Consider the following 26267-nt stretch of genomic DNA (forward strand, 5'->3'; position numbering starts at 1 on the left):
TTTATTGCTCTTTTGAAGAGATCCTGCCGGGCGTAACCGGTTTTGTTATCTTAAAAGTAACATTAATAGTTACACCATTTGTATTTTCTATTTCCAGTTTCCCGCCTAATTGTTTGCTGAGGCCCTTCATAAGGTTCATACCAAGCGATTTGATCTTTCCAAAGTTAAAACCCGCTGTAATGCCAACACCGTGGTCAATGATCTTTAATACCGCCCGGTCTTGTTCCGTTCTATGGAGATGAATTCTAATGGTTCCGATTTTGTTATCCGGATAAGCATATTTAATAGCATTGGTAACGGCCTCATTAAAAATTAAGGCCAGTGGCACGGCCTGCAACACATCAAGCTCAATAGCATCTACCTGTTTTTCAAAATAGATCCGTTTATCCAGGTCGAAGCTGCTTTTTAGATAGCTGATCTGTTCATCCATATATTCGGGCATACTGATCAGGTCCAGGCTGTCTGACTGGTAAAGCTTTTGATGGATCAGGGAGATAGACTGCATCCTGTTCTCGCTGTTTTGAATAGCTTCCAGGGCTTTTTCATTATCTACATAAGCAGCCTGCTGCTGCAATAAGCTCATCACTATCTGCAGGTTGTTTTTTACCCTGTGGTGTATTTCTTTAATAAGCCATTCTTTATCCTCCAGCAGCCCTTCTTTTTCGGTAACCAGTTTGTTAAGGAATTTATTGTTATGCTGCTTTTCCCGATAGTTTTTGTAAAGGAATGCCATACAAAGCGCCATTAAACAAATTCCTGCAAATGTGAGGTTACGAAAGTTATTTGCATGATATACCAGTTCGCGCTGTAAAAGTCCATCTTTTTTCAAAAGGCTGATGTCTTTTTCTTTTTGCTCGGTTTTATAGATGATCTGCAATTCGGCGATCTGCCTGTTTTTAGTTACGCTGAAAACAGAATCGCTCATGGCTTTGTAAGCGCTGAGGTGAGTTAACGACGATTGATAGTTACCCCTGGCCGAGTCTGTTTTATAACAAAGTAAATGTAATTCCATCTGCTCTGCAAGTGGGAAGCCTCCTCTTTTCCTTAAGTCATTCAGGTAGAAGGCGGCCTGATCGAACTTTTTATTCTTTACATAAAAATTAGTGATCTCTAATTGAGCGATGCTTTGGTAAATATAACCGAAAACGGGGGTAATTAACCTCATCATATCCAGGTAGGTTTTCTCCGCAAGCTGTGTTTTATGTAATGCATCATAACAACTTGCTTTTATGCCCGCAACTGTACCCTTCATAAAGTCATTTTCGGGAGGGGATTTTTTTTCGGTAGTTACGATCTCGTTAAGTGCCTCATTTGGCCTCCCAACCTTAATCAGTTCCTTAACGAGAAAACCAACCGTACGGACTATGCTTATTTGTGGAGTATTGGGAATATTTTCCCGGAGTTGAATAGTTTTTCTATACCAGATGATACTGTTTTCGGCCTGCCCAAGTGCCTGGTAAACTTCGGCCAGCTCGCCATAAAGCTTTTCGGCTTTGGTAGTATCATTGGTTTTTAACATATGGGTAACCCCCTTTAATATGTAAGTCAATGAAATATTCAGGTTGCCCGCGTAGCGGTTTTGAGAAGATAGTATATAATAGGCTTCATCAATTTCCGGATAATTAGAGTTCTCATAAGTTTTTATCATTTCCCGGCACTCGTACCTTCCCGAATCCTTGTGATTAGCCTGAAAATAAAGGTTTACCAATTCAAGGCGCATTTGGATTTCTGTTTTGGTGCTATTGGTGCGGTGATAAATGCTTATTGCATTTTTATAAGCTGCAATACCGGTTTTAAAAGCATTGGAAACAGCAGGCACATCTCCGTTGCGATAAGTGGTGGTATACAAGCCCAGTTTGTACCAAGCGCGGGCTTCGGCCGCGTCTTGCCGTTTTGCGTGGAGACTTTTAATAGCGTCTAAATAAAACTGCGTACCCTGTTCTTTTTTATTTAGTGCCAGGTAGGTCATCCCAAGATAACCCATGCATCTTTCCACGGTAAAATGGCCGGATGCAGGGTGTAGTTGTTTACTTAATTTATAGGTATCCTGAAAATATGTCAGCGCGGTATCTATACCGTGATTATTATCATTTGCATGTACAAAATAATATGCCGCGATATTTCCAAGCATATTTAAACGGTTGGTATCGTTCGCCATTTTTTCAGATCGTGCAATATTCTCCCGCAGGTCATGGTTATCCCTGATCTGGCTTTCACAAGGAAATGCGACAAACGCTAAAACAAATAATAACAGTATAAATTTAGTCATCGGTGCGATAAGGCAGGCGTTTTCGGGTGTTTAGAAAACCTGCTGCATAGCGACGTCAAATTTTAAACCGCATTGGCTGTTTGCCCGGAAGAAATTGCGGTTGTGAATGTTTTTCCCGCTTCCTATAGTAGCAAGGGGTTATATTTTTTTGTTCGGAGCCAATACCCGACGAACAATAATTCCGGCGCAACGAAATATCGTTGCGCCGGAATTATAAACAACCTTATGGCGTTGTACCAAAGTTGCCTGCTTAACTAAATCAATCAGGGTTATAACGCGTATGTCCAAATTATTTCAAAAAGAAATTCAACAGGTCTTTTTGTACCTGTAGCGTGTTTTCCTGTACCACCCAATGGCCCGAATCTTTAATGATGGATTCCTGTACATTAGTGGCAACAAGTTTGGTATGCGCTGCCAGGAACGCACCCGCAAAATGGTCAGATCCCATGGCCAGTACCGGCATCGGTAATTTTTTCTTAGCGAATTCTACGTTGTCCTTAGCGTCCTGGTTAAAATAACCAAACCAATGGAAAGCTCCTGTGGTAGCACCTGGCACCGAATAAGCGCGGATAAATTCATCGCGTTCAGCCTTTGTAAAAGCGTTCTTTTGGAAACCTACCACCGGCCAAAAATCTGTAAAGAATAGCCCAACTTTACCTGAAACCAATTCGCCGGCATGCGGTTGCGCAAAAAAGCCAAACCACCAGGCTTGTGATTTTACCTGGCTCCATACGGGTTCAATTCCAGGTAGCAAGGCGTCCATCAGTGCCAGTTTTTTTACATCGGCAGGGAATTGTGCCGCATAAGCGTAAGCCACCATCAGCCCGATATCATGCCCGGCTAGGTTAATATGCTGATAGCCTAATTTTTTCATCAGCTCGTGCATATCTACCGCCATATTCTTTTTGTCGTAACCGGCGGCAGGTTTATCAGATTCGCCCACGCCGCGCATATCAGGTGCTATTACCGTAAAGTGTTTAGACAGCTCGGGCAGCAGCCTGTTCCACATATACCAGTTTTGACCAAAGCCATGCACCAGTAATAAAGGTTCACCTTTACCGCCGATTACGTAGTGTATTTTAACCCCATTAACGGTAGCATACAGGCTTTTAAAATTTGAGGGTGGGGTAGCAGGTTTAACCACCGCCCATACATTGCCAACCAGGGCAGTTAGTAATAACACCATTGTAAGGTGTTTCATTTTTGTTGTTATTGTTTTCATGATTTAATTGTTTTTGATGTGTGTTAAAAATTATTTTTTCTTGTTATTGCTAATGTCTTTATAGGCATTGGGCAGGTTGAAATTGTAATGCAGCCAGTTGAATAGTACATAGCCTTTATCATATTCCTTCATTTTAACCGCCTCTTTGGTTTGTTCAAGTGTTAGGCCTTTATCAACTGCGGCTTCTACCTCTGTTTTAAGTTCCTGCACATAGTCGATAGTATATTTAATGCCTGCTTTGTTGGTAATGCGGCCATGACCGGGGATAACGATTGCCTCATTGGGCAGAAAATCATATACTTTCTTAAGATTGGCCGCAGGCTCTAAAAAGAAACCATCAAACAGCCATGGAATGGCAGGACTTTCGGCAATAAAGGGGTTGCCCGCCCAGAAAATTTTTTGGTTCGGCATCCATACAAACAGGTCAGCAGGCGATTGGGCGGTGCCTACGTTCAGGAACTCGATAATTTTGCCGCCGCCTAAATCCAGTTTGAGGTTACTGTTTTTAGGGATCACGATATCAGCAGGGCGGAAAACGGTATTTTCAATCCCCCTCCCGGTGCCAAATAAACCTACCATGAAAGTCTTTATACCTTCGTAGTTTTTAGAAAGGTTTTCCTTGGCATATTCATTTTGGATGATGAGCGTAGTTGCCGGCAGCAGGTAGTTGCCAAAACAATGGTCGCCGTGATCGCTGGTGTTAACGGCAAGGATGATGGGCTTATCCGTAACCGAACGGATCAGTTTTACTTCCTGGTCGTACAGGCGTTTGGTGAGCATTACTTCAATCAGCAATACACCTTTATCGCCTACAATAAACCCACCTGTAGTAGCCTGTGGGATACCTTTTGTAGTTTCTGTTTGGGCGGTAGTGGGGATTATGGCATAAATGTCATTGCTGATCTTTTGAAGCCCCAGGGTTACTTTGTTGGCATCCCAAATGGGCACAACGGGTGGCATTTGCGCAAAGGCGCTGTGACTAAGACACAGCAGCAGGCAAAGCCCCGATAGTTTTAAAATTGAGTTTTTCATTTTTATTGGTTTAAGAATTTATGTTGAGTTGCTGATTTTATTTTTGATAACCACCATAATATTTCACCGGCGACCATACCGGGATCACTTCAGGAATTGCCGGGTTTTGACCTGTATACTTACCTGCGGCATAAACCACCTTGCCGTTCACCAGCGTCATTAAAGCGGTTATGTGTTTAACTTTTTCGGGGCTTGCGGTAAAGTAATCGTCAGACAGGATCACCATATCGGCATACATGCCTTTCACCAGCTTGCCTTTCAATTTTTGCTCACCCGAGAACCAGGCGCTGCCTGAGGTGTAGAGTTTCAAGGCAGTAAATTTATCCAATACCTGATCTTGGGGCCAAAATTGCATCCCGCCGATGGTTTTGCCGGTAAGCAGCCAGTGCAGCGCCATCCAGGGGTTATAGGTGGAGATACGCGGTGCATCAGTCCCCATCCCAACGGGAATGCCCATTGCCAGCATTTTTTTGATTGGAGGTAATTGCGTTTTGGGCTGGCCATACATTTTGGTATAAAGCTCTCCCTGGAAATACATGCGAAATTGCACAGCTATACCACCACCAAGTGCTTTAACACGGACTAATTCGGGGTCGGTAATGGTTTCGGCATGGTCAAAAAACCAGCGAAGTCCGTTAAATGGTGTGTCTTTATTTACCTTTTCAAACACGTTCAGCATCCGGTCGATTGATTCGCCGTAGGTGGCGTGTAAACGAAATGGCCAGCGATTTTTAACCAATAAACGAATAACGGGTTCCAGGTCTGTTTCCATATCGGGCGACAGCACTATCCGTGGCTCCAGGAAGTTTTCAAAATCTGCAGCCGATGCTACAATATTTTCGCCGGCGCCTTCCATGTTATAGCCATTGGCCATTAACAGGTGGTCGTTTTTATTGGGATAGGTTTTGGTGATCCATTTTTCATAGTCGGTAAGTTCCTTTCCTTTTTGCTGTGCAAATAAATAGTAAGCTGTTCTTACCGTTAGCTTGCCGGTTTTGGCCAGTGTGAGCGAAGCCTGGTAATCGGCATCATAATTTTGGGAGCCGCCGGCGGCATCAACCACGCTGGTTATACCAAAGCTGTTGATCTCGCGGTAAAAATGTTCCGAGCTGTTGATCCTTTCTTCAGGCGTTAACGTACCGGTAAGGGCAAGGGTGCGGTAGATAGCCATAGGCGTTTCTTTGGCATATAAAAGCCCGGTAGGGTTGCCGTCTTTATCCAGTTCCACTACGCTGCCCGGATAGCTGGTGTTTTTATCATAACCAAGTACCTCAATGCCCTTTTTGTTCAAAAATGCTTTACCATACAGGTAGGTGATAAATACAGGCTTATCCGGCACTGCCGCGTTGATCTCATCAATGGTTGGCTGTCTTTTTTCTTCAAACTGAAATTCATTCCAGCCGCCTACCACTTTAACCCAGCCACCCGGCGGCGTTCTTGCTGCTTGCTCTTTCAGCATTTCCATGGCACGTTTCAGGGTTTTAACGCCGTCCCAGCGCAACTCCATGTTGAAGTTCAATCCTTCACGAATGGCATGCATGTGGCTATCATTTAAGCCAGGGATAACTGTTTTTCCGTAGGCATTAACCAGTTTTGTAGCAGGCGACTTATACCCGGCCATTAATTGAGCCGTGGTACCTGCGGCCAGGATGATTCCGTTTTTTACCGCTATGGCTTGTTTAAATTCGCCGGCACGGCTCATTGTTGCCACCTTGGCGTTGTAAATGATAAGGTCGGCTTTTTGCTGTGCTTTTACTAAACCGGCGGTTAAAGTTAGTAGCAGTATAACAACCAGTTGCCACGTGCTTTTGGTTAAGTTGAATTGATTTTTCATGATTATGTATTAAGGTGGTTATAGGGTTTTTAGCCAGTTTAAAATGTATCCGGCTTTTTCTTCCCAGCCGGGCTGGCCCAATACAAAGTGGTTAGCATCTTCAAATTGTTTAAATGCCGTAACCGAGGCTTCATCCTGGTAATGGTTGAAGTTGGAAAGGTTAAGGCTGGCGGGAATGAAATTATCTTTACCGCCTGCAAGAAATAGCAGCGGCGCGTGAGGGCGACTAAAATCAATCTTCGCGGCATTAGTAATAGCATCCCTCACTACCAGTTTAGATTCGGGAGTAAGTAGGTCGTAATAGGCCTTTTTTTGTTCCTCATAGCCCATGCCATTAGTAAAGGCATATTGCCATTCTGTGAACGACATCAGGTATGATTTTTTTGTATTGGTAAAAAAGCCCAATGGCCCCCAACCGGCTTTGTAAAAGGAAAATTTAAAGGTCATCACTCCTTTAGGTTGCAGGGAATGGATAGCTATGCCAGCCTCGGCAATGCCGCGCTGCAGCAAAAGCTGTGTGATGAGCCCGCCCATGGAATGGCCTATCAGAATTGGTTTTTCAGGCAATTGCCTAACTATTTCGTCGTAATAATCAGTTAAACCGGCAAGTCGCTGGCTGGCGATGGCGGCATCCGGGTGTCTTTGTCTCAGGGTACAAGCCGGCTCGTTTTTATGTGGCCATGAGGGAACGATGGTTTTATAACCCTGGTCCTCAAAAAAGATCTTCCACTGGTCCCAGCAATCTGCACTTACAAAAGCCCCAGTGATAAAAACAATGGTTTTGGATTTCGTTTTCATGATATGTTCCTATTCGTTATCTATTGATTTGGTAGCTCAATTACAACGCATATGCCGATAACTTAAGTTGTTGATTATTAGTTTATTGTAATTCAATGAGGACTCGTGCTTTACTATATGTCGTTAACTGGCGACGAAATGCAGCGAGATATGGTGAACGCTATTAATGGGAGGTAATTGAAAGCGAACCGCTGGTAAAGCGATGGAATATCAGTTAAATATTAGCAACGATATATCGTTGCGGTGGGTGTTATGGCAACGGAATTTAGATGTTTGCCGATTACCGCGAGCAAGGTTAAGGCAATAAAAAGATGAGAGTTTTTATGTAAGACACTGTAAATGATATATATATGTTTTTGTAGTTCTCTTTTTTTAATAACACTACCCGGTTGGCTTGCTTTATGCAGATAGGTATGCATCAAATAATTTCCGGGAAATTATTAAGGTTGAAACATAAAATAAAAATGATTTAAAAATTTGATCTGATAGGCAAAAGGGCGGTCATTATCCGCTGACAGTTGTTGACGATATACCGTCATTTTTTATGATATAAAGTTAGGTTGATTTCTTGTTTGCTTTTAATTATTTGACAATCAGTTGTTTGCTTAGATGGTGTGTGTTTTGTGTTCTGATGCCACAATAGCTCAAAATAGGTAACGTGTTGTTATCTGCAAGGAGTAATGGTGTTAATGAAAGCTATAAACTATTCACGTGTATTTGCCGCTATAATTTTTTGTTTCATCCTGGTTATTTGCCATAATGGGTATGCGCAAACAGTCGATCTGACTTTGTTGAAACCGGAAATCAAATACCAGACTGAAAAAAAAGACCAGGAACCTAAATTGAAAAAAAGTAAAGTCTCCACGCTCGAAAAACAAATGCAGGAGATCAACCTGAAATTACAGAAAGTAACCCGGCAGGTAATTATTGTCGGCGCGGTATTATTTGTAATACTATTTGGTCTTGGTTACCATATTTATCGTTCAAAACAACGTTTCCGTCAACAATTGAAGCTGCAACAAGCAGTGATCAATACTAAAAACAGATCATTACTAACCTTAATTAAAGAAAAAGATGGCCTGTTAATAGAAAAAGAATGGCTCATGAAGGAGATCCACCACCGGGTTAAAAATAATCTGCAGATTATGATTAGCCTGCTCAATACCCAATTAGCCTATCTGGATAACGATGCTGCCTATAATGCTGTAAAGGAAAGTCAACAGAGGATGCAGTCGATATCATTGGTACATCAAAAGCTTTACCAATCCGAAAACCTGGCGCTGGTGAACCTGCAGGCCTACGTTAACGATTTGATAGGCTATTTAAGCGATAGTTTTGATAGTACGTCGAGGATTACTTTTGAAACAGATGTTGCGGCTATTGAACTGGACGTAACTACATCTGTGCCGATTGGCCTTATTTTGAATGAAGCGATTACCAACGCCATTAAATATGCTTTTCCGCAAAACGCCCATGGAACTATCTCTATTAGTTTACAACTCCTAACCACGGGGATGTACGAATTAAAAATTCACGATAACGGAATTAAGGATGTGGCAGTTGCAGACATAACCGGGAGTAAAACATTGGGCATGAACCTCATGAAGGGCTTAAGCAAACAGCTTAACGGAAAACTGACCGTAGAAAACAACGAGGGTATAACCATCACTTTAAAATTTGCAGATTATAAACTGTTAAAGGCAGTGTAAAAAAATATAAGATCATGAACAAAAAAATACTCATAGTAGAAGATGAATTTATTGTAGCCAATGATTTATCAATAATTCTTGAAAATGCAGGTTATGATGTTTGTGACATTGCCGATTCGGTAGAGGAGGCACGCGAGATTATCGGCAGACAAAAGCCGCGGCTGGTATTGCTGGATATTCATTTGAAGGGCAAGCTAACAGGAATTGATCTCGCGAAGCAACTGACGGATGAGTCCATCGCATTTGTTTATCTGTCTGCCAACTCCAACCAAAAGATCCTTGAAGAGGCCAAGGCTACGCAGCCCTACGGATTCATGGTAAAACCATTCCGCGAAAAAGATGTGTTGGTAAGCCTGGAAATAGCACAATATCTGCATGAGCAAAACATGCTGGCAAGGCGAAATAATGAACAACTACTTCAAAACTCCCTCGCTGATATACTGGCCGAAAAAGGAGATTGGAAAGAAAAGTTCCTGAAAGCTGCCAAAACCCTTCAGCCATATATTCCGTTTGATTACCTTGCTGTGGGGATGAAAAACCTGGGCGATTCGCCTTACGATGGTGTGAGTTTTTTACGTACAGGTTTTAATGACTACCAGGTAATCGGTTTTGATGAATTAATTACTATTTCAAATTTAAAGCGAGCCGAGTTACTGAAACTGCAGGAATCATCGGAAGATGACCTGGTGTCAAATTTTTACAATGACGATGATTTTACGGAGATGTGCAACCACAACCCGGCAAAACGTTTTGTTGCCCGTACGTTTCAGATGAGATCTAACCTGGTAATGTATATACCTGTAACCGGTAACCCGGGTTTTACGTTTTCGTTTTACAGCCGTAAGGGTGATATCTACAGCAACCGGCATTTAAAACTGATTGGGAAGCTTCAGAAAACACTGTCAATAGCTATAGACGGTATTTCAAGCGACAGTAAACGATCAAGCCAAAGTGTTGAAGAAGAAAGCAGGCCAAACCGCGATATAAAACAACAGCCTGCAAAAGGCTTTAACGGAATCATAGGCAATAGTCACTTGCTGCTAACCGCGCTTGATCACCTTAGTATTGTTGCGCCTTTAGATACATCGGTTTTGATTTTGGGCGAAAGCGGCACCGGTAAAGAAAGATTTGCCAAGTCTATCCACGCGCTTTCCGCACGGAGTAAAAAAACAATGACCGTGGTAAACTGTGCGGCGCTGCCCACCCACCTGATAGAATCAGAACTTTTTGGACATGAGAAAGGCGCTTTTACGGGGGCTGTTGACCGCCGGATAGGTAAGTTTGAACAAGCATCGGGCGGTACTATTTTTTTGGACGAAATAGGCGAGCTTCCGCTGGAATCACAATCCAAGTTATTACGGGTGCTACAAGAGAAAGAGATTGAGCGATTGGGCGGGCGAGAAACAATAACGGTAGATGTAAGGGTGATCGCCGCAACCAACTGTAACCTGGAAAAAGAAGTTGCCGCCGGTAAGTTCAGGCTCGATCTTTATTATCGTTTAAATATTTTCCCCATCCTGTTGCCGTCGTTGCGCGAACGGAAAGAAGATATACCACAGTTAGCAGCACATTTTGTGGCAAAATATTCAGAGAGGGTAGGCAAGGCGGGAATGATATTGTCAAACCAGGCGTTAAAAGATCTCGATTCGTACGCCTGGCCCGGTAATGTACGTGAATTGGAGCACCTGATAGAGCGTAACGTTTTGCTGACCAGGGGCAATGTTATTGAAAGAATAAGTTTGCCGGCAGTAAAAAATGAGGAGGGGCCCGTTGCTACAGGTCAGAAGGTTCAATCGATCGACGATAATGAACGGGAATATATATTGAGGATATTAAGAAAATGTAATGGCCGTATCTCGGGGCCGGGCGGTGCTGCTGAACTGTTAGATGTGCCATCAACAACGCTAAACTCCAAAATGAAACGCCTGGGCATCACCAGGAAACATGTTTCGGGATAATAAATACTTAATTGGTGTTTAACAGAATTGATTACTTAGCGGCGAATTAACGGAATAGATGGCATTAGTAATCATAAGGCCTTTGCTGCCATCTGCCGTTTCTATGGTGTGAATGTATTTAAAGCTGTTGCTCAGCTTATCAAACCCGAGGTCTACCAGGCAAATGATCAACTCGCTGGTTTTAAACTGTTCACTGCTTTGTATGCAGATAAACCTTTTGTCTGGTGTATCCCGAAAATCTTCGGTATAGCCTCTGCCATGCAGTTCGATAACCCTTTTGGTTAACGTGCAGTTTAATGTTTTACAATGTTTTTTTTGCGTTTCCATGATCTCCGGTTATGATGATAATTCATTTATGCCATTCCAAGAATTAGACCCCGGTGTTAATTATCTGATAATTAGATATTTAATAAAATATACTGATTTTTAAAAATGCGTTATTTAGTTGAATTACGAAAGTGATAACGAAATGGCGTTGATTCATAAATGGCTATAAATCAAATTGCTAACCTAACCTTCAATGGGTATGCAGCTTTATTTCGTCACTAAACTGCCGAATAACGATATGAAGTAAGTTTATGATGGGGTGTATTTTCAATTTATTGATAATCAATTATTTAATAATATGGTAGCCACTTTGACTACCCCATTCCAAAATGGTTATTAAATCAACTGGTAATACCGGTTACAAATCAATCGTCATGAAAAATTACCTTTTCGCGTTCATAATTTTATTAAGCTCCGGTGCTGTTTTTGGGCAGGAAGTTCCTTTTAAACTACTCAGGTATGATGAGAATTACACCTATTTAGCTAAGGATACATCCAACAGCTGGTATCACCTGATGAAATTTAATCCGGTAAGTGCAAATAAGAAAACATATTTCAGCTTTGGTGGCGAGGTACGTTACCAGTATTTCCATTTTAAAAATGAAGATTGGGGTGAGGCAGCCAACGACAAGGACGGTTTTGTATTAACCCGTTACATAGGTCATGTAGATTTTCATGCCGGTAAACAGTTTCGTACCTATATAGAATTGCAAAGCAGCCTGGCCAACGGGCAAATGGAAACTCCGTCGCCGGTTGATAATAACCCCCTTGATCTGCATCAGGCATTTATTGATCTGTCGGCACCAATCAGTAACAATCAAAACCTCACCCTGCGATTGGGGCGCCAGGAACTTTCGTATGGCTCACAACGCCTGGTAGCTGTGCGGGAAGCGCCGAATAACAGGCAGTCATTTGATGCGGCCAAGGTTATGTATAATGCTACTAACGTAAAGCTTGATATGTTTTATTCTCATTATGTGCAGGCCCGGCCAGGTATTTTTGACGATGCTTTTAATCATAACACCCAATTCTGGGGCGTTTACACAACAATAAACAAAGTGCCGTTGCTGCAAAACGCCGATCTTTATTATTTAGGGATCTGGAAAAAGTCGGCAATGTTTGATGACGGAGCCGCCAGTGAGATGCGACATTCCATCGGAACAAGGATCTGGATGAACTCGCCAACATGGCAGTATGACCTGGAAGGTGTTTACCAGTTCGGGAAATTAGCTACGAGTGACATTTCTGCCTGGACAGCTTCTTCCAATGTTTCTTATACTTTTCACACAACGCGTTTAAAACCTCAGTTGGGTTTAAAAACAGAAGCCATCAGTGGCGACAAGAAATATAATGACGGGCGATTAAACACCTTTAATCCGCTATTCCCGAGAGGGTCATACTTTGGGTTGGCGGCGCTTATTGGCCCAGCCAACTTGTTTGACGCACACCCGTATTACCAACTGTCGCTATCTAAAAAATTGGTATTTGCCCAGGATTATGATCTTTTTTGGCGCATGAGCAGAAATGATGGCTTATACGCGGTAAACGGCAGACTACTTTATTCTGGTAAAAACATCAATTCAAAAAAGGTTGGCCGCCAGTTAGGCACCTCGCTGGAATATACACCTAATAAATTTCTATATTTCAGGGAAGAATTGACATGGTTCAGCGCCGGGGAATATTTAAAAGAAACCGGGCCGGGTAAAGATATCGTGATGCTGGGCAGTACCATTACCTTAAAGTTTTAACAAGAATACCATGGAACAAGAAAAATCAATGGCAACCATTACTTTACTGCTTTCTTTCGTGGCCGGCTTCTGCGACACCGTAACGTTTGTAGCGGCTGGTGAATTATTCTCGGCCCATGTAACCGGCAACTTTATTGTATTTGCCTATGACGTTATCAAACACGCCGATGGCCATGGCTGGCAAAAGTTGATCACTTTCCCGGTATTCATCATTTCAGTGATGATTGGCGGAGTGATTGGTCGCAAGTCGGGCCACAAATTCACGTTATTGTTATTGGAAAGCGGCTTGCTTATAATAAGCGGCCTGGCATCGCTTCTTATAAGAAACAGCGCGTTCACTGGTCAATGGCAGCTGCAAGTCATAGCAATGGTGATTGTCGTTGCTATGGGTTTCCAAAATACCTTTGGCAAATTATTTAATAAAGCAACCTATGGCCTAACCACGGTAATGACGGGAAATGTAACGCAGGCTGCGCTCGATCTCACGAAAGTAATAGGCGGACGACCAATAGATCCAGATGCACTGGTCAGTTTAAAAAAACAACTTATCCTTATTTCGGGATTCTTTTTCGGGTGCCTAAGTGGTGCTTTACTGGCCGGCAGATTTGGTATGATATCAATAGTTATACCGGGTTTACTTTTGATACTTTGGCTCGTAAAAAACAATTTGATAGTTAGCCGTACCCGTTCCGATGAAATTTAGTTAAAATATATAATCTTTTTTGATCCCTAACTTTTTCATTTTTGAATTCAACGTAGTGGGAGGGAGGTTAAGCAGATCGGCAGCCCCGCCTTCGCCCCAGATCTTTCCATTGCATCTTTTTAACGCAGCAATAATATGCGCCCGTTCGTTCTCACTCATGGTTCGGATCTCTTTATTTTCAATAATTGCGGGCTGATCTATTACAGGAATATCCGGCAGCGCGATATCTATATGATTTAATACATCCTCTTTGCTTAGCAGTACGCCTCTTTCAATCAAATTTTCAAGCTCTCTGATATTTCCCGGCCAGTTGTACTGTTTCATGTTTTCCAGAACAACATCGGATATTCCCCTGATCGTCCTCCCAACCTTTCGATTGTAGATGTTTAAAAAATAAGTGGCCAGTGCCGGTATATCTTCCTTTCGTTCGCGTAGTGGCGGCATGGTGATCAATATGACATTCAATCGGTAGTAAAGATCCAGCCGGAAACGACCCTCGGCCACCTCCTTTTCTAAATTACGGTTGGTGGCGGCAATTACCCTTACATCAGTTTTTATGGTTGTCCTGCCTCCTATACGTTCAATCTCTCTTTCCTGCAAAACCCTCAGCAGCTTAACCTGGAGTTCGAGGGGAATCTCTCCAATCTCATCCAAAAAAATAGTGCCCGTGTTCGCCAATTCGAACTTTCCGATTTTTCGTTCATAAGCACCGGTAAAAGATCCCTTTTCATGGCCGAATAATTCTGAGTCGATAAGCGTGGAGGGGAGGGCGGCGCAATTCACCTTAATAAACGGTTTAAGCTTTCTGGGTGAAAGGTGATGAATGCGATCAGCTATCTTTTCTTTGCCGGTGCCGCTCTCGCCAAGGATCAATACCGAAGAGTTATGTGGTGCCACCTGTATGATCTGATCAAATACATTGAGCAATAAATGGCTGCTGCCAATAATCCCCTCAAAAAAACTTGGCGCAGGTGCAGGAATATTTTGTTTAATAGCTAAATTATCTATCAAACTTGTATCCAGCGGATTATTTTCATCAACCATCATCCGTTTAATGAAACTCTGGAGTAACGGCTTAAAACGATCTGCCAGGATAAGATGATCCGCATTGTACGCGTCCGGTCGTCTGCTATAAAAATTACATTCAAAAGTAATATCACCATTGATGCTGACAGGAATTATGAGATGGGACCGTAAATCATACATCCTGCCAATCAGCGCTTTTAAAGGGGCGTCTTTGAAAAGTAGGTTCAGTTCTGTTTCATCATACCATGTAGCTATATTTGCGATCGTTTGTTTTGCTTTTAAAGCAGCTAGCTCCGCTAACTTTAACTTGGAGATCATGGTTAGTTCTTTAGCACCGATGATCTGGTATTCTTCAAAACCTAATCTTAAAAAGCCAATTTCATTGAATTTATCAGGATTTGCGATACTTAAGCCGACACTCATGTATTCAAACGGAATATAAGGTTGTAAAGCCTGACCGACCAACATCAGCTTATGTTCCCAGTCTAAAACCATTTCAAGAATGTTTGCTATCTTTTTTTGAAGTATGGCATTTTGGTGCAAACCGTTCTCCCGGTTGTTTTCATAGCGATATAAAGCAATATCCAGTGCTATCAGTACATCCTTTTCACGAAAGGGCTTTACTACGAAACCGTAAGGGTTAGTTTTTTTTGCAGCCTCTAATACCCTTTGATTGGAATTCGCGGATATATATATAAACGGGATGTTTTTTTCTGATAGTATATTAGCCAGGTCTATACCTGTTTTTTTTCCTTTCAGGTAAATATCAACCACAACAAATCCGGGCTGATGTTTTTCAATAAGTTCGATCGCCTCCGAAAAGTTATCGGCAATTCCGCATACCTCATATCCGCCGCGCTGCAATATTTCTCCTAAAACGTCTGCTATAATAAATTCGTCTTCAACTATCAGTATACTTTTTTTACTCATTACCCGCTAATTTAATATAAGTAAGGCTTAACTTGTAATACTGTTACGTATTTGGATTTGAAACTGATATAATTAAGTAAGTGCGATCTTGGTTTGAACTTTACCGGTTCAGTTGCACGTAGGATATGCTGGTTAAATATTCACCAAGATATGCCTTTTTTGATATTAATGATAAGCATCTGGTTCTGTCCTTCACCCAGAAAATTCAGTTACGGCCATACCGCAAATTAATCATTTGTGAGATAATAATTAAAAGAGTTTGCACTAAAAAGTAAATGGCAGGTGGTTATAATGGGGGCGGTGATGTTATCGGTGCATATAAATGGTAAAATCTTCCGGGCTGTAATCGGTACGAAGCCGGACGTTTGGGCCGAGCGTCCGGCAATAAGCTAATATGATTTCCGGGTCATAGGCGGCCAGCAGGCCGTTGGGGATAATGGACGGAGCAGGTTAAAAGCGAATCCTTTAGTGCAGCTTTCAAATAGTTTGCTGATGGCCTTATAAATAAAGTCGGGATCGTTCTGCTGGTAGTTCAGCGAGCCGCTGACCATCACGTAATCCGATAGGGGTAGTTCACCGGCCATAAAATCAGCCAACATAAACCGAGTGTCTGGCAGGAAGCCGTATCGTTTTTGTGCAGCTGCTAATAGTTCCGGTATTTGTTCTATCCCGATATAGGATAGCTGCGGGTATAGTGGGAACTTCTTGGTTGTCGACGATCATTTGCTAATGTTGCGATCAAACATATTTATGATTTTGAAAGTAATAAGATTAGGTACGATCCCGACAATTATAGGCGCTTTCTATTTACAGGCGCAGAAAACTGGCTCATTTATGTTTTGGAACTTATGGTCAGGGTTATGCGTCCAATGAGGCGCTGCATCTTTCCGAATTGGAAAGAGCCACCACGCTTTTCATTTGCAACATCATTCGGAAAGAGTTGAACAGCCGGATAGATGATTACAGCCCGGAAGTGATCATTGTACAGATAATGTTTATACGAAAATGAGAGGATATGCGTAAACTTTGATACGATATGAGGATATCCCGGCAACGCTTTTGCCTACTTTTACGATTTGAATAAAATATCAATTATATTATCCATGAACCAATCTAACCAACTTAAGTCATTGTTCTTGCTGGCCTGTGCCTGCCTGACCGGGACTGTGCAAGCACAGGAAAGAAAAGCACCTGCTTATCCGCTGATCACCCACAACACTTACTTTAGCATCTGGTCAAATACTGATCAACTGAACAACTCTACCACAACACACTGGACAGGGGCAGAGCACTCTTTACTGGGGCTGATCAATGTGGATGGTAAGATTTATCGTTTCCTTGGAAAAGAACAGACCAACTATAAAACTATACTGAGCGCTTCGGATGAGGCGGCCTATAACGTTAGTTACACTGAAAACAAACCAGCGGGCGACTGGACCTCGCTAAAATACAGCGCTACCGACTGGAAGTCTGGACAGGCGCCGATTGGCGACGATGAGAAGAGCGTAAAAACGTTGTGGAAATCGGACGACATTTGGGTAAGGCGGACGTTTAGTCTTAGCTCGATCGCCGGTATTAATGAGCTTTTATTAAAACTTAACCATGACGATAACGTGGAGGTTTTTCTGAACGGCACCCAGGTTTTAAAGAAGAAAGGCTGGACAAGCAGTTTCCAATATTTCCCTATCAATAAAAATGCACTTAAAGCGGGGCAAAATGTGATCGCCATTCACCTGGCTAATACGGCAGGTGGGCGCTTTTTAGATTTTGGCCTTGCAGACAAATTAAAAGACAATGCTGCCCAAATTTTGCTGGCCGAACAAAAAAATGTCGAGGTGAAGGCAACGCAAACAATTTACAATTTCACCGCCGGAAAAGTGAACCTTCAACTTACTTTCACTTCACCGCTGTTGTTGAATGATCTGCGTTTGTTATCTCGTCCGGTTTCATACATTGCTTATAAAGTGAATGCAAATGACGGAAAAACTCACGCCGTAAAAGTTTTCCTCGGCGCATCATCTGATATCGCGGTCTACCAGCCTTCACAGGAGGTTAGCGCGCAAAAATATGCTACTGCTAAACTTTCTGTTTTAAAAACCGGTACCATTGAGCAGCCTGTTCTTCAAAAAGGCGGCGACGATATGCGTATCGATTGGGGCTATTTTTATGTAGCCGCGCCAAAAACTGCGGGAACGGTTCAATTTATTACCAAAGGCAGCGAAGCAGCCGACGCATTCAGGAAGGGAGCTGTTTCATCAACCGTGGTTAAAGGCCGTTCACTTTCATTAAACACGATCGTCCCTTTCGGAACTGTTGGTAAAAACGCTATTGAGCGCTTTGTTGAGTTAGGGTTTGACGAACGGTTTTCTGTACAGTATTTCAATACTAATTTAAGGCCATGGTGGAATAACTCGGGTAAAGCTACCATTGAAGGCGAACTTACAGACGCGTTAAATGAATACCAGTCTGTTACACAAAAATGCATTGCTTTTGATAAGGAAGTTTATGCGGATGCCTTACGCTCGGGAGGTAAGGAGTATGCACACTTGTGCGTATTGGCTTATCGTCAAAGCATTGCGGCGCATGCGCTTGTTAAAAGTCCTGAAGGTGAAACCTTATGGTTATCCAAGGAAAACAATAGCGGCGGGTTTATAAATACTGTGGATGTAACGTATCCGTCGGCACCGCTTTACCTGCTGTATAACCCCGAATTGATGCAGGGTATGCTGAACGGTATTTTCCATTTCAGTGAAACGGGCAAATATCCGCACCCATGGGCAGCGCATGATTTGGGTACTTATCCAAAGGCCAACGGACAAACCTATGGTGAGCCGATGCCGATAGAGGAATCCGGTAATATGATCATCCTTTGTGCCGCTATTGCAAAAGTAGAGGGCAATGCCGGCTATGCAAAAAAACACTGGCAAACGCTAACCACCTGGGTTGATTACCTTGCCAAAGAAGGCTTGGATCCAAAAACCCAGTTATGTACGGATGATTTTGCCGGCCACCTGGCCCGCAACGCCAATTTATCGGTGAAAGCCATTGTAGCGATAGCTTGTTACGCGCAAATGGCCGAAACATTAGGTGAAACCGAAACGGCTAAAAAATACCGGGCCATAGCCGAAGGCATGGTGCCTGAGTGGATAAAAATGGCTGATGCCGGCGATCATTATGCGCTCACTTTTGATAACAAAGATACCTGGAGCCAGAAATATAACCTGGTTTGGGACAAGGTATTAAGCCTGCATCTATTTCCTCAAAAAGTTTATGATACCGAAACCAAATATTACCTAACAAAAGGCAATAAATTCGGTATCCCGCTGGATAGCCGTAAAACATATACCAAGAATGACTGGATAGCCTGGACAGCGACTTTCGCTCCTCAAAAAGATCAGTTCGAGGCACTGATCAAGCCGCTTTATATACACGCCCTGGAAACACCATCACGCGTACCGCTAAATGATTTTTACGATTCAAAAACAGGAATCAGGGAAAACTTCAAAGCAAGGAGCGTAGTAGGGGGCTTTTATATGAAAATACTGGCTGATAAATTGAAAGCACAGTAAATCACTGAACATTTAATAATACGAGCCATACAGTCCCTGTTTTGAGAGAGCAGGGCTGTATGTGGTTTGTTTAATAGCAGGGGGCCTTTTCTTCGGGTTGACCGCAAAACTGACCAGGTTAAGGAAATTTGTAATCAAAATGAAGCAATAACGGTGCGGCGATTACAGAATCAAAAGTAAAACTGTAAACTTGCAGGGTTCCAGCCATAGATTCGTCAAGATTTATGAAAACATCTGAATTCCCCACTGTACGTTGTCTCACCAGTTCACAAAATGTGCCGGGCGGCGTTTCGATTATCAGCTACAATTCGGAGGCGGTAAGTATCAATGCCAAGGTCAATTTAACGCAGAATTTATTTAGTTTTTTGCTGGAGGGCCAGAAAAGTGTGCATTATGCCGGGAGAAGGGTAGTGATCAGCCCCAACCAATTTCTATTGATGTCCTCGGGCAACTGCCTGATGAGCGAAAAGATCGCTGCACCCAGCGGCCGTTACAAGAGCCTGTTGTTTTTTTTCGACGATAAACTGCTGACAGATTTTTTTACGCGTCATCCCCAGGCTGTCCAGGCTCTGGCAAAAAAAGGTGAAGAGGAACCTTTTCTGGTATTCGAAAAGGATGCGTTCCTGGTCAATTTCATTGAATCACTTGGGTATATGCTGTCCTCAGGCCATCCTTTGTCCGCAGAATTGCAGCAAGTAAAACTGGAGGAGTTACTGGTTTATCTCAGCCAGTATTATCCTGAACAAATCCGCCGGCTGCGGAATTCGAGTTACCAGGTCGACGACGGCTTATTGATCCGCTCGGCTGTCACGGCAAACATCGACAATGCTGTAACGGTGGAGGAGCTTGCCTTCCTCTGTCACATGAGCATCTCCACCTTCAAAAGGCGCTTTGCTAAACTTTATGGTACCTCACCTAACAAATGGCTGCTTGAAAAACGGATGCAGAAGGCCGCCCATTTGCTAAAACAGGGCGAATACAAAGCAAGCGAGATCTATTTCCAACTGGGCTATGAGAACCTGTCGAGTTTTATCCATTCTTTTAAGCGGGTGCACGGGATAACGCCGAAACAATTCCAGCTTTTAAATTGAACGTTTAACGATACTTTTTGAACGTCAGGCCAGCTGCTGGCCTTGCTATACAGTATACCTTTGCTGACGGAAAATATCACAAAAGAAAAATGAACAAACAATATTTTGAAGCGCTGGCTGGGTTTAATCACTGGGCAGATCAAAAGGTAATAGGCTGGTTAGACCAGATCAATGACGAACAATGGACACAGGTGGTCACCAGCAGTTTTAGTAGCATCGAAAAAACGGCCATACATCTTGCTAGTGCTGAAAAGATCTGGATCGACTTTTGGACAAACGCACCCGATCCCGTTTATTTGTCTGCCGAATTTAAAGGCACTAAGAATGATTTAATAGCCATCTGGAAAAAAGCATCAGCCGGCTTAAAATACTTCATGGAAAATCATCTTCAGGAAGACTATCAGCAACCGGTCAGTTTTATTTATCCAAATGGTACAGTCGCCCAAATGGAATACTGGCAGACATTTGCACATATCGTCAACCATTCGACCTATCATCGCGGACAATTGGTGACCATGCTTCGCCAGGTCGGGTTCGCTGATTTTTCTTCCATCGATCTAATTACTTATTATATCTATAGCAGTAAAAATATATTTGTGAGCTCCGAAACCAAAGAGGTAATCACTTCTATGGACCTAAAAGGATAATCCGAAATATCATGCGAGATAGAAATGGCGACATTGGGATTGCAAGGTAATTTAGGTTAGCTGTTATTGGTGAAAAAGGATAGTTTAACAAACTTTAGCACTTGAGTACTTGCAATGCCATATTCTTGTATTAGGGCTTTTTTTGTATGCAAAAAAAAATTACTTTCACGCTTGCAAAACCTGATTTGCGCTTATCACATGAAGTATTGTTTGTTATCGTTTTTATTCCTGCTTTTTTTATCAAAAACCTCTGTTGCCCAAAAAATCGAACTCATTAATTCCGGTGAGTTAATTGATAAAGCAGTTACGTTATACGATTCCAGTCAGCATAAAACAGCATTAAAGCTGCTTGAAAAGGTTAGTCGGAGTGATACCAATTATGTAAGGGCCGTTTATGAAAAATCAATTAATTGCGAGGCCGACAGCCAATACACACAAGCAATAAAATATTGCCTGGAAGGCCTTGCCCTTAAAGAACAGCGCGATTACGAGCCCGATCTTTATAACACCTATGGCAATACCCTCAATGATATGGGGCAAAACGAAAATGCCCTTAAAGTTTTTGATTTTGCAATTGGTAAATACCCGGCATATTCATTACTTTATTTTAATAAAGGGATCACGCTCATTGCTTTAAAACGATATGCCGATGCCGAAGCTGAATTTAAAAAAACCTTGCTTATAAACCCCTATATGTACAGTGCCCATTACCAATTGGGCGTTACGGCATTACAGCAGGGCAAAATAATACCGGCTTTTTTGAGTTTTACCGGCTACCTCCTTATTAACCCGAAAGGTAAATACTGGTCAAAGTCTATTGGTTTTTTAGATAAAATAACAAAAAGTACGGACGATATTCTTGAAGTTAAAAACAAGCGAACCAACCCGCAAGATGATGCATATTCGGAAATAGAAGAAATAGTGCTTTCAAAAATAGCCCTCGATAAATCATATAAGTCTACAATTTCAATTGACGATGCTATTTCAAGGCAAATGCAAGCCATTTTTGAAAAAATGGAATATAAAAAAGAAAGTAATGATTTTTGGATACAGTACTATCTACCTTATTTTAAACAAATTTACAGCCAGGGCAAGCTGGAACCTTTTGTTTTTCACAGTTTTTCAAACGTAAAAATCGCTATAATACAGGATTACAATAACAAGAATAAAAAATTACTGGACAATTTTGTAAACGAAGCCGCAACATACTTTGACCTGATAAGAGTCACCCGCGAACTGAATTTTGCAAAACGGGATTCTGCTACAGTAAGATATTATTTTGAGGACGGAAAACTAATAGGTAAAGGAACTGTAAGTAACAAGGGGCAAAGTATAACCGGGCCCTGGGAATCAAATTTTCCTGCAGGGAACGTAAAGGCTTTGGGCAATTACAACACTGCTGGTAAAAAGGAAGGCGCCTGGACCTATTATTTTAATAGCGGAAACGTAAAATCAAAACAGATCTTTAAAGATGGAAAGCTTAATGGTTTTCAACAATATTATTTTGAAAACGGTAATTTAAGCGCACAGGAAACCTATTTAAATGGCGTTGCCGAAGGACCTGTCACCACTTATTATTATAATGGTAAACCAAGCTCGTATGTTAATTATAAGCTCGATAAAAAACAAGGCGAAGAAAAACAGTATTACAGCAATGGTGCATTGCAAACTATTAACAATTATGTTAATGAAGTGCTAAATGGCCTTGTTACAGAATATTTTAAAAGTGGTAGCGTAAAAAGCACCACAAATTACGCTGCCGGAAAATTGGAAGGTCAGTATAAATCTTACTATGAAAGCGGGCGCCTATCTGTCCAAGGCCAATTCTCTAAAAATAATGCCGAAGGTGATTTTATTTATTATTACGACTCTGATAAAGTAAAAGAAAAACGTCATTTCGTAAATAATAATGAAGAAGGTGTTCATCAGGAATTTTACGAAAACGGCCAGCTATCAAACAGCTCTACCTATAAAAAAGGTAAACTTGATGGTGAAGCAGTGGGCTATTATGAAGATGGAAAGCTTTTTTCAAAATATGTATATGACAATGGTATCACCAGATCTGAAAACTATGTTAATCCGGCCGGTGGTAAAATTTACACGGCCGAAGTAAAAGCTGATGACATTAACATAGTTGTATACCATACCGATGGTTATAAAAATTCTCACTCCAGTTACAGTGCAAAAGGAGAGATAGAGGGTCCGGATACTATTTTTTATCCATCGGGCAAAGTAAACCAGATAAATCAGTATAAGGATGGCGCTCTAAATGGCACTTCCGTTACTTATTACCTTAACGGGAAAATAAAATCTGAAGTAAACGTAACTGATGGTAAGGATAACGGATATTCCAGCAGCTTTTATCAAAATGGCAAGCCCGAATCTGAGGGCTGGATGCAGGACGGACAGCACCAGGGCGAATGGTTGTTTTATGATGAAAACGGCAAACTGACAGGCAGGTCATATTATTTGAATAATGATCTGGATGGTTATAGAGAAAGTTATGACCCCAATGGCAAGAAAAATCTCGAAGAAAAATATCATCTGGGATGGTTGGAAAAATTGACCCAGTATGATACCTCAGAAAAAGTCATGGCGGTTGATACTTTTCCGAAATGTACAGGAAAGTACAAAATCGTATACCCTGATGGGAAGCTAAAAGCGGAAGGCAACTATATCAATGGCAATTTTGATGGTCCCTTTAAATTATACTACTTTGATGGCTCGGTAGAAAGTAGCTACATCTATAAACGTGGCGATATCGACAGTACTTATACAAGTTATTATTACGGCGGTAAAAAGCACAGTGAGGGCAGCTTTCACTACGGGGAGAAAACCGGCGAGTGGAAGGTTTACGACGAAGACGGCAGGTTAAGCAGCGTCACTAATTATATTGCTGATGAAACCAACGGCGAAAAAACATACTATTTTGAAACCGGGGTAAAAGATTATGCGGGCAATTATAAAGCCGGTGTGCTCGCCGGTATTTCAAAAAAATATGACCCCGATGGCAGCCTTGCTTATCAAATAAACTTCAGCAACGATAACGCGATATCTTATTCCTATTTAGGCACCGACGGCAAACTGGTGCCAGATAAACCAATCGATTTTACAAATGGGTTAATTAAAGCATATTTCCAAAACGGAAAGCAATCCCGCGAGTGTACCTATAGTGATGGTTTAAAAAACGGTACCGACGCTATATATTACACCAACGGGCAGTTGCGTTCAACAGATAAGCCGTCATATGGTATGGCAAATGGACTCACAACTGAATACTATCCGAACGGAAAAATAAAAACGGCTTATTATTATATACTTGACAATCCCGACGGTATTTGTAAAGAGTTTTATGAGAACGGCAAACTAAAAAAGGAAATTAATTTTATAAATGGTTTAAGCCACGGCATGGTTAAATATTTTAATGAAACTGGCAAGCTAACCAAAACGATGAACTACTACTATGGCAACCTTTTATCTGTTAAAACCGAGTAAGCTGTATTTTCTGTTGTTATTGGTGTTTCTTTCATTAGCATCGGGCATAACAAAAGCGCAGGATCTTGAAACTTTACGCAAGCAATTTCCCGATGAAAAGGCCGTAATGTTAAACCGTGTATATGAGTATAACATTGATTTAAAGAACGGCGAGCCTTATGTAGAAAGTAAAGAGCTTCAGCAAATGGAATATTTGTTGGGCAGTGCTACTGCTTACATGGGCAAATTTGGTTTTTCGCATAGCGATTTTCACAAATTGGCATCATATGAAGCGTTTACTCAAACACCCGATAATAAAAAACTAAAGGTCAGCGATTTTAAAACCAATAGCGATAAAGAAAGCTTTGTATTTTATGACGATGTAAAAGAAACAACCTTCTATTTCCCTGGGGTTGAGCCCGGGGCTATAGGAAACTTACAGGTATCATGGTTTGACAAAGACCCGCACCTGCTATCACCATTTTATTTTACTGGTAACGTGCCGACATTAAACAGCGAAGTAAAATTAACTGTTTCTAAGGATATTACATTAAAATACCAGCTTTTTGGTCTGGATACTGCCAACATAGCAGTTAATGTAAAAAGCGACCGGCATAATAATATTTATACATTTCAATACAAGAACTGCCCTTCTGATAAGAGCTATGACAATGCTCCAGGTTTCGCCTGGTACTCGCCACACGTTGTTTTTTATATAGTAGATTATAAGAATAGCCAGGGTGCCCGCACGTCATATCTGTCCAATGCCAAAGATTTATACCAGCTGAGTTATAATTACCTAAAGGCCATAAATAACCAAACCACACCCGAACTTAAGCATATTGTAGATTCCCTTACCAAAGGTGTAACCGCTGAAGAAACCAAGGCAAGGAATATTTATGCATGGGTTCAAAAGAACATTAAGTATGTGGCCTTTGAAGATGGCATGGGTGGCTTTATACCGCGCGACGCAGGCTTGGTATGCAACAGGCGATTTGGTGATTGTAAAGACATGGCCAGCATCCTTACCGAAATGCTTAATACTGCCGGCGTAAAGGCATATTTTACCTGGATAGGCACCCGTGATTTGCCCTACAGTTTCACTAAAACCCCTTTGCCGTTGGTAAGTAATCATATGATATGCACCATTAAGTTAAATGATAAGTTTATCTTTTTAGATGGTACAGACCCAACCTGTGTTTTTGGCACACCGCCATCGGCCATACAGGATAAAGAGGCTATGATAGCTGTTAACGAAAAAGAATTCCAGATATTGAAAGTGCCGGTTATTGAAAAAAGCAAAAATGTTTTGGTTGATTCTACCTGGATAGAACTAACACAAAACGGTATCAAGGGTCGTGTAAAAAAAGACTTCAGCGGATATTTTGCCACCCAAATGCACGGCAGGCTTATTTACTGGGATAAAAAGAACATGGATGAGATCATGGAAGGGTTGTTTGAACGGGGATCTAACAAATTTAAGCTCGATACCTTCAATATAGACAGAAAAAAAACCGCGGGGGAGTTTTCTATGTCGGCCAATTTTAGTTTGCCTGATTATGCCAAAAAACTGGGCGATGAATATTATTTAAACCTCAATCTTTTTAAGTTTTTCCAAAACGCGCATATCGATTACCCCAAACGGAAAACGCCAATTGAGCATGACTTTAATTTTGAAACCAAATACGTAACCCTGCTTAAAGTACCCGATGGTTATAAGGTTTCTTATTTACCGCAAAGCAAAACATTCCACAATAAAACATGGGGGTTTGATTTGAAGTATGAACAAAAAGGAAAGTATGTTATACTAACCCAGGAGTTTGATAACGATACCCTGATGACCACAAACGACGAATTTGAACAATGGAATAAAGTTCTTGAAACACTATTCCCATTATATAAAGAAACCCTAAGCCTTACAAAAATTTAA

The 26267-nt window shown here is 41.7% G+C and carries 17 protein-coding genes; 9 read left to right on the plus strand and 8 right to left on the minus strand.

Annotated features, from left to right (window positions below):
- Position 1: 1 nt before the first annotated feature.
- The 5 genes from BLS59_RS09740 to BLS59_RS09760 all read right to left on the minus strand — a co-directional run bounded on the left by BLS59_RS09740 (position 2) and on the right by BLS59_RS09760 (position 7155).
- Entirely contained in the window at positions 2 to 2269 is a 2268-nt protein-coding gene (locus tag BLS59_RS09740; protein WP_091148382.1) for a tetratricopeptide repeat-containing sensor histidine kinase, read from the minus strand.
- A gap of 289 nt (positions 2270 to 2558) precedes the next feature.
- Positions 2559 to 3491, minus strand: coding sequence for an alpha/beta fold hydrolase (locus tag BLS59_RS09745; RefSeq protein WP_091148384.1), 933 nt, complete (start codon positions 3489 to 3491; stop codon positions 2559 to 2561).
- Positions 3492 to 3521: 30 nt separating this feature from the next.
- Positions 3522 to 4523 (minus strand): MBL fold metallo-hydrolase, encoded by a 1002-nt coding sequence (locus BLS59_RS09750; protein ID WP_143014089.1) that lies wholly within the window; start codon positions 4521 to 4523, stop codon positions 3522 to 3524.
- 37 nt (positions 4524 to 4560) lie between these two features.
- On the minus strand, positions 4561 to 6357 hold the full coding sequence (locus BLS59_RS09755) for an amidohydrolase (protein ID WP_091148396.1): 1797 nt from the start codon (positions 6355 to 6357) through the stop codon (positions 4561 to 4563).
- An 18-nt stretch (positions 6358 to 6375) separates the two neighbouring features.
- Entirely contained in the window at positions 6376 to 7155 is a 780-nt protein-coding gene (locus BLS59_RS09760) for an alpha/beta hydrolase (protein ID WP_091148398.1), read from the minus strand.
- Positions 7156 to 7844: 689 nt separating this feature from the next.
- On the opposite strand from BLS59_RS09760, the gene BLS59_RS09765 reads away from it, so the two are divergent.
- Together BLS59_RS09765 and BLS59_RS09770 are read left to right on the plus strand one after the other, a co-directional pair.
- Entirely contained in the window at positions 7845 to 8864 is a 1020-nt protein-coding gene (locus tag BLS59_RS09765) for a sensor histidine kinase (RefSeq protein WP_162842599.1), read from the plus strand.
- 14 nt (positions 8865 to 8878) lie between these two features.
- A complete protein-coding gene (locus tag BLS59_RS09770; RefSeq protein WP_091148402.1) occupies positions 8879 to 10822 on the plus strand; it encodes a sigma 54-interacting transcriptional regulator in 1944 nt (647 codons plus the stop codon).
- Between the two features lie 18 nt (positions 10823 to 10840).
- On the opposite strand, the gene BLS59_RS09775 is transcribed toward BLS59_RS09770, so the two are convergent.
- Positions 10841 to 11149, minus strand: coding sequence for a hypothetical protein (locus tag BLS59_RS09775; protein ID WP_091148404.1), 309 nt, complete (start codon positions 11147 to 11149; stop codon positions 10841 to 10843).
- 374 nt (positions 11150 to 11523) lie between these two features.
- Between BLS59_RS09775 and BLS59_RS09780 the strand changes: the two genes are divergently transcribed.
- Both BLS59_RS09780 and BLS59_RS09785 read left to right on the plus strand, forming a co-directional pair.
- The gene (locus tag BLS59_RS09780; RefSeq protein ID WP_091148786.1) at positions 11524 to 12897 is read left to right on the plus strand and encodes an alginate export family protein; all 1374 of its coding nucleotides are present in this window, start codon (positions 11524 to 11526) and stop codon (positions 12895 to 12897) included.
- 10 nt (positions 12898 to 12907) lie between these two features.
- Positions 12908 to 13600, plus strand: a complete 693-nt coding sequence (locus BLS59_RS09785; protein ID WP_091148409.1) for a YoaK family protein — start codon at positions 12908 to 12910, stop codon at positions 13598 to 13600.
- Here the strand turns inward: BLS59_RS09785 and BLS59_RS09790 are convergent, their stop codons facing one another.
- Both BLS59_RS09790 and BLS59_RS09795 read right to left on the minus strand, forming a co-directional pair.
- Positions 13601 to 15556 (minus strand): sigma 54-interacting response regulator, encoded by a 1956-nt coding sequence (locus BLS59_RS09790; RefSeq protein WP_091148437.1) that lies wholly within the window; start codon positions 15554 to 15556, stop codon positions 13601 to 13603.
- Positions 15557 to 15945: 389 nt separating this feature from the next.
- Positions 15946 to 16155, minus strand: a complete 210-nt coding sequence (locus BLS59_RS09795) for a hypothetical protein (protein ID WP_143014090.1) — start codon at positions 16153 to 16155, stop codon at positions 15946 to 15948.
- A 504-nt stretch (positions 16156 to 16659) separates the two neighbouring features.
- On the opposite strand from BLS59_RS09795, the gene BLS59_RS09800 reads away from it, so the two are divergent.
- From BLS59_RS09800 to BLS59_RS09820, 5 genes are all read left to right on the plus strand, one after another.
- Positions 16660 to 19125, plus strand: coding sequence for a glutaminase family protein (locus BLS59_RS09800; RefSeq protein ID WP_091148441.1), 2466 nt, complete (start codon positions 16660 to 16662; stop codon positions 19123 to 19125).
- Positions 19126 to 19349: 224 nt separating this feature from the next.
- Complete coding sequence (locus BLS59_RS09805) at positions 19350 to 20216, plus strand: helix-turn-helix domain-containing protein (protein ID WP_091148444.1); 867 nt, start codon at positions 19350 to 19352, stop codon at positions 20214 to 20216.
- A gap of 89 nt (positions 20217 to 20305) precedes the next feature.
- Positions 20306 to 20863: a DinB family protein gene (locus tag BLS59_RS09810; RefSeq protein WP_091148789.1), complete on the plus strand. Its 558-nt coding sequence runs from the start codon at positions 20306 to 20308 to the stop codon at positions 20861 to 20863.
- A gap of 198 nt (positions 20864 to 21061) precedes the next feature.
- Positions 21062 to 24358 (plus strand): hypothetical protein, encoded by a 3297-nt coding sequence (locus BLS59_RS09815; RefSeq protein WP_162842600.1) that lies wholly within the window; start codon positions 21062 to 21064, stop codon positions 24356 to 24358.
- Complete coding sequence (locus BLS59_RS09820) at positions 24327 to 26267, plus strand: DUF3857 domain-containing protein (protein WP_091148450.1); 1941 nt, start codon at positions 24327 to 24329, stop codon at positions 26265 to 26267. The genes BLS59_RS09815 and BLS59_RS09820 overlap by 32 nt, the downstream gene beginning before the upstream one ends.

It is taken from the genome of Mucilaginibacter pineti, from assembly GCF_900101875.1.
Classification (GTDB): Bacteria; Bacteroidota; Bacteroidia; order Sphingobacteriales; family Sphingobacteriaceae; genus Mucilaginibacter; species Mucilaginibacter pineti.

Coding starts and splice junctions, on each gene's coding strand:
- BLS59_RS09740 (WP_091148382.1), bottom strand. CDS start 2,269: ATGACTAAATTTATACTGTTATTATTTGTTTTAGCGTTTGTCGCATTT.
- BLS59_RS09745 (WP_091148384.1), bottom strand. CDS start 3,491: ATGAAAACAATAACAACAAAAATGAAACACCTTACAATGGTGTTATTA.
- BLS59_RS09750 (WP_143014089.1), bottom strand. CDS start 4,523: ATGAAAAACTCAATTTTAAAACTATCGGGGCTTTGCCTGCTGCTGTGT.
- BLS59_RS09755 (WP_091148396.1), bottom strand. CDS start 6,357: ATGAAAAATCAATTCAACTTAACCAAAAGCACGTGGCAACTGGTTGTT.
- BLS59_RS09760 (WP_091148398.1), bottom strand. CDS start 7,155: ATGAAAACGAAATCCAAAACCATTGTTTTTATCACTGGGGCTTTTGTA.
- BLS59_RS09765 (WP_162842599.1), top strand. CDS start 7,845: ATGAAAGCTATAAACTATTCACGTGTATTTGCCGCTATAATTTTTTGT.
- BLS59_RS09770 (WP_091148402.1), top strand. CDS start 8,879: ATGAACAAAAAAATACTCATAGTAGAAGATGAATTTATTGTAGCCAAT.
- BLS59_RS09775 (WP_091148404.1), bottom strand. CDS start 11,149: ATGGAAACGCAAAAAAAACATTGTAAAACATTAAACTGCACGTTAACC.
- BLS59_RS09780 (WP_091148786.1), top strand. CDS start 11,524: ATGAAAAATTACCTTTTCGCGTTCATAATTTTATTAAGCTCCGGTGCT.
- BLS59_RS09785 (WP_091148409.1), top strand. CDS start 12,908: ATGGAACAAGAAAAATCAATGGCAACCATTACTTTACTGCTTTCTTTC.
- BLS59_RS09790 (WP_091148437.1), bottom strand. CDS start 15,556: ATGAGTAAAAAAAGTATACTGATAGTTGAAGACGAATTTATTATAGCA.
- BLS59_RS09795 (WP_143014090.1), bottom strand. CDS start 16,155: ATGTTGGCTGATTTTATGGCCGGTGAACTACCCCTATCGGATTACGTG.
- BLS59_RS09800 (WP_091148441.1), top strand. CDS start 16,660: ATGAACCAATCTAACCAACTTAAGTCATTGTTCTTGCTGGCCTGTGCC.
- BLS59_RS09805 (WP_091148444.1), top strand. CDS start 19,350: ATGAAAACATCTGAATTCCCCACTGTACGTTGTCTCACCAGTTCACAA.
- BLS59_RS09810 (WP_091148789.1), top strand. CDS start 20,306: ATGAACAAACAATATTTTGAAGCGCTGGCTGGGTTTAATCACTGGGCA.
- BLS59_RS09815 (WP_162842600.1), top strand. CDS start 21,062: ATGAAGTATTGTTTGTTATCGTTTTTATTCCTGCTTTTTTTATCAAAA.
- BLS59_RS09820 (WP_091148450.1), top strand. CDS start 24,327: ATGGCAACCTTTTATCTGTTAAAACCGAGTAAGCTGTATTTTCTGTTG.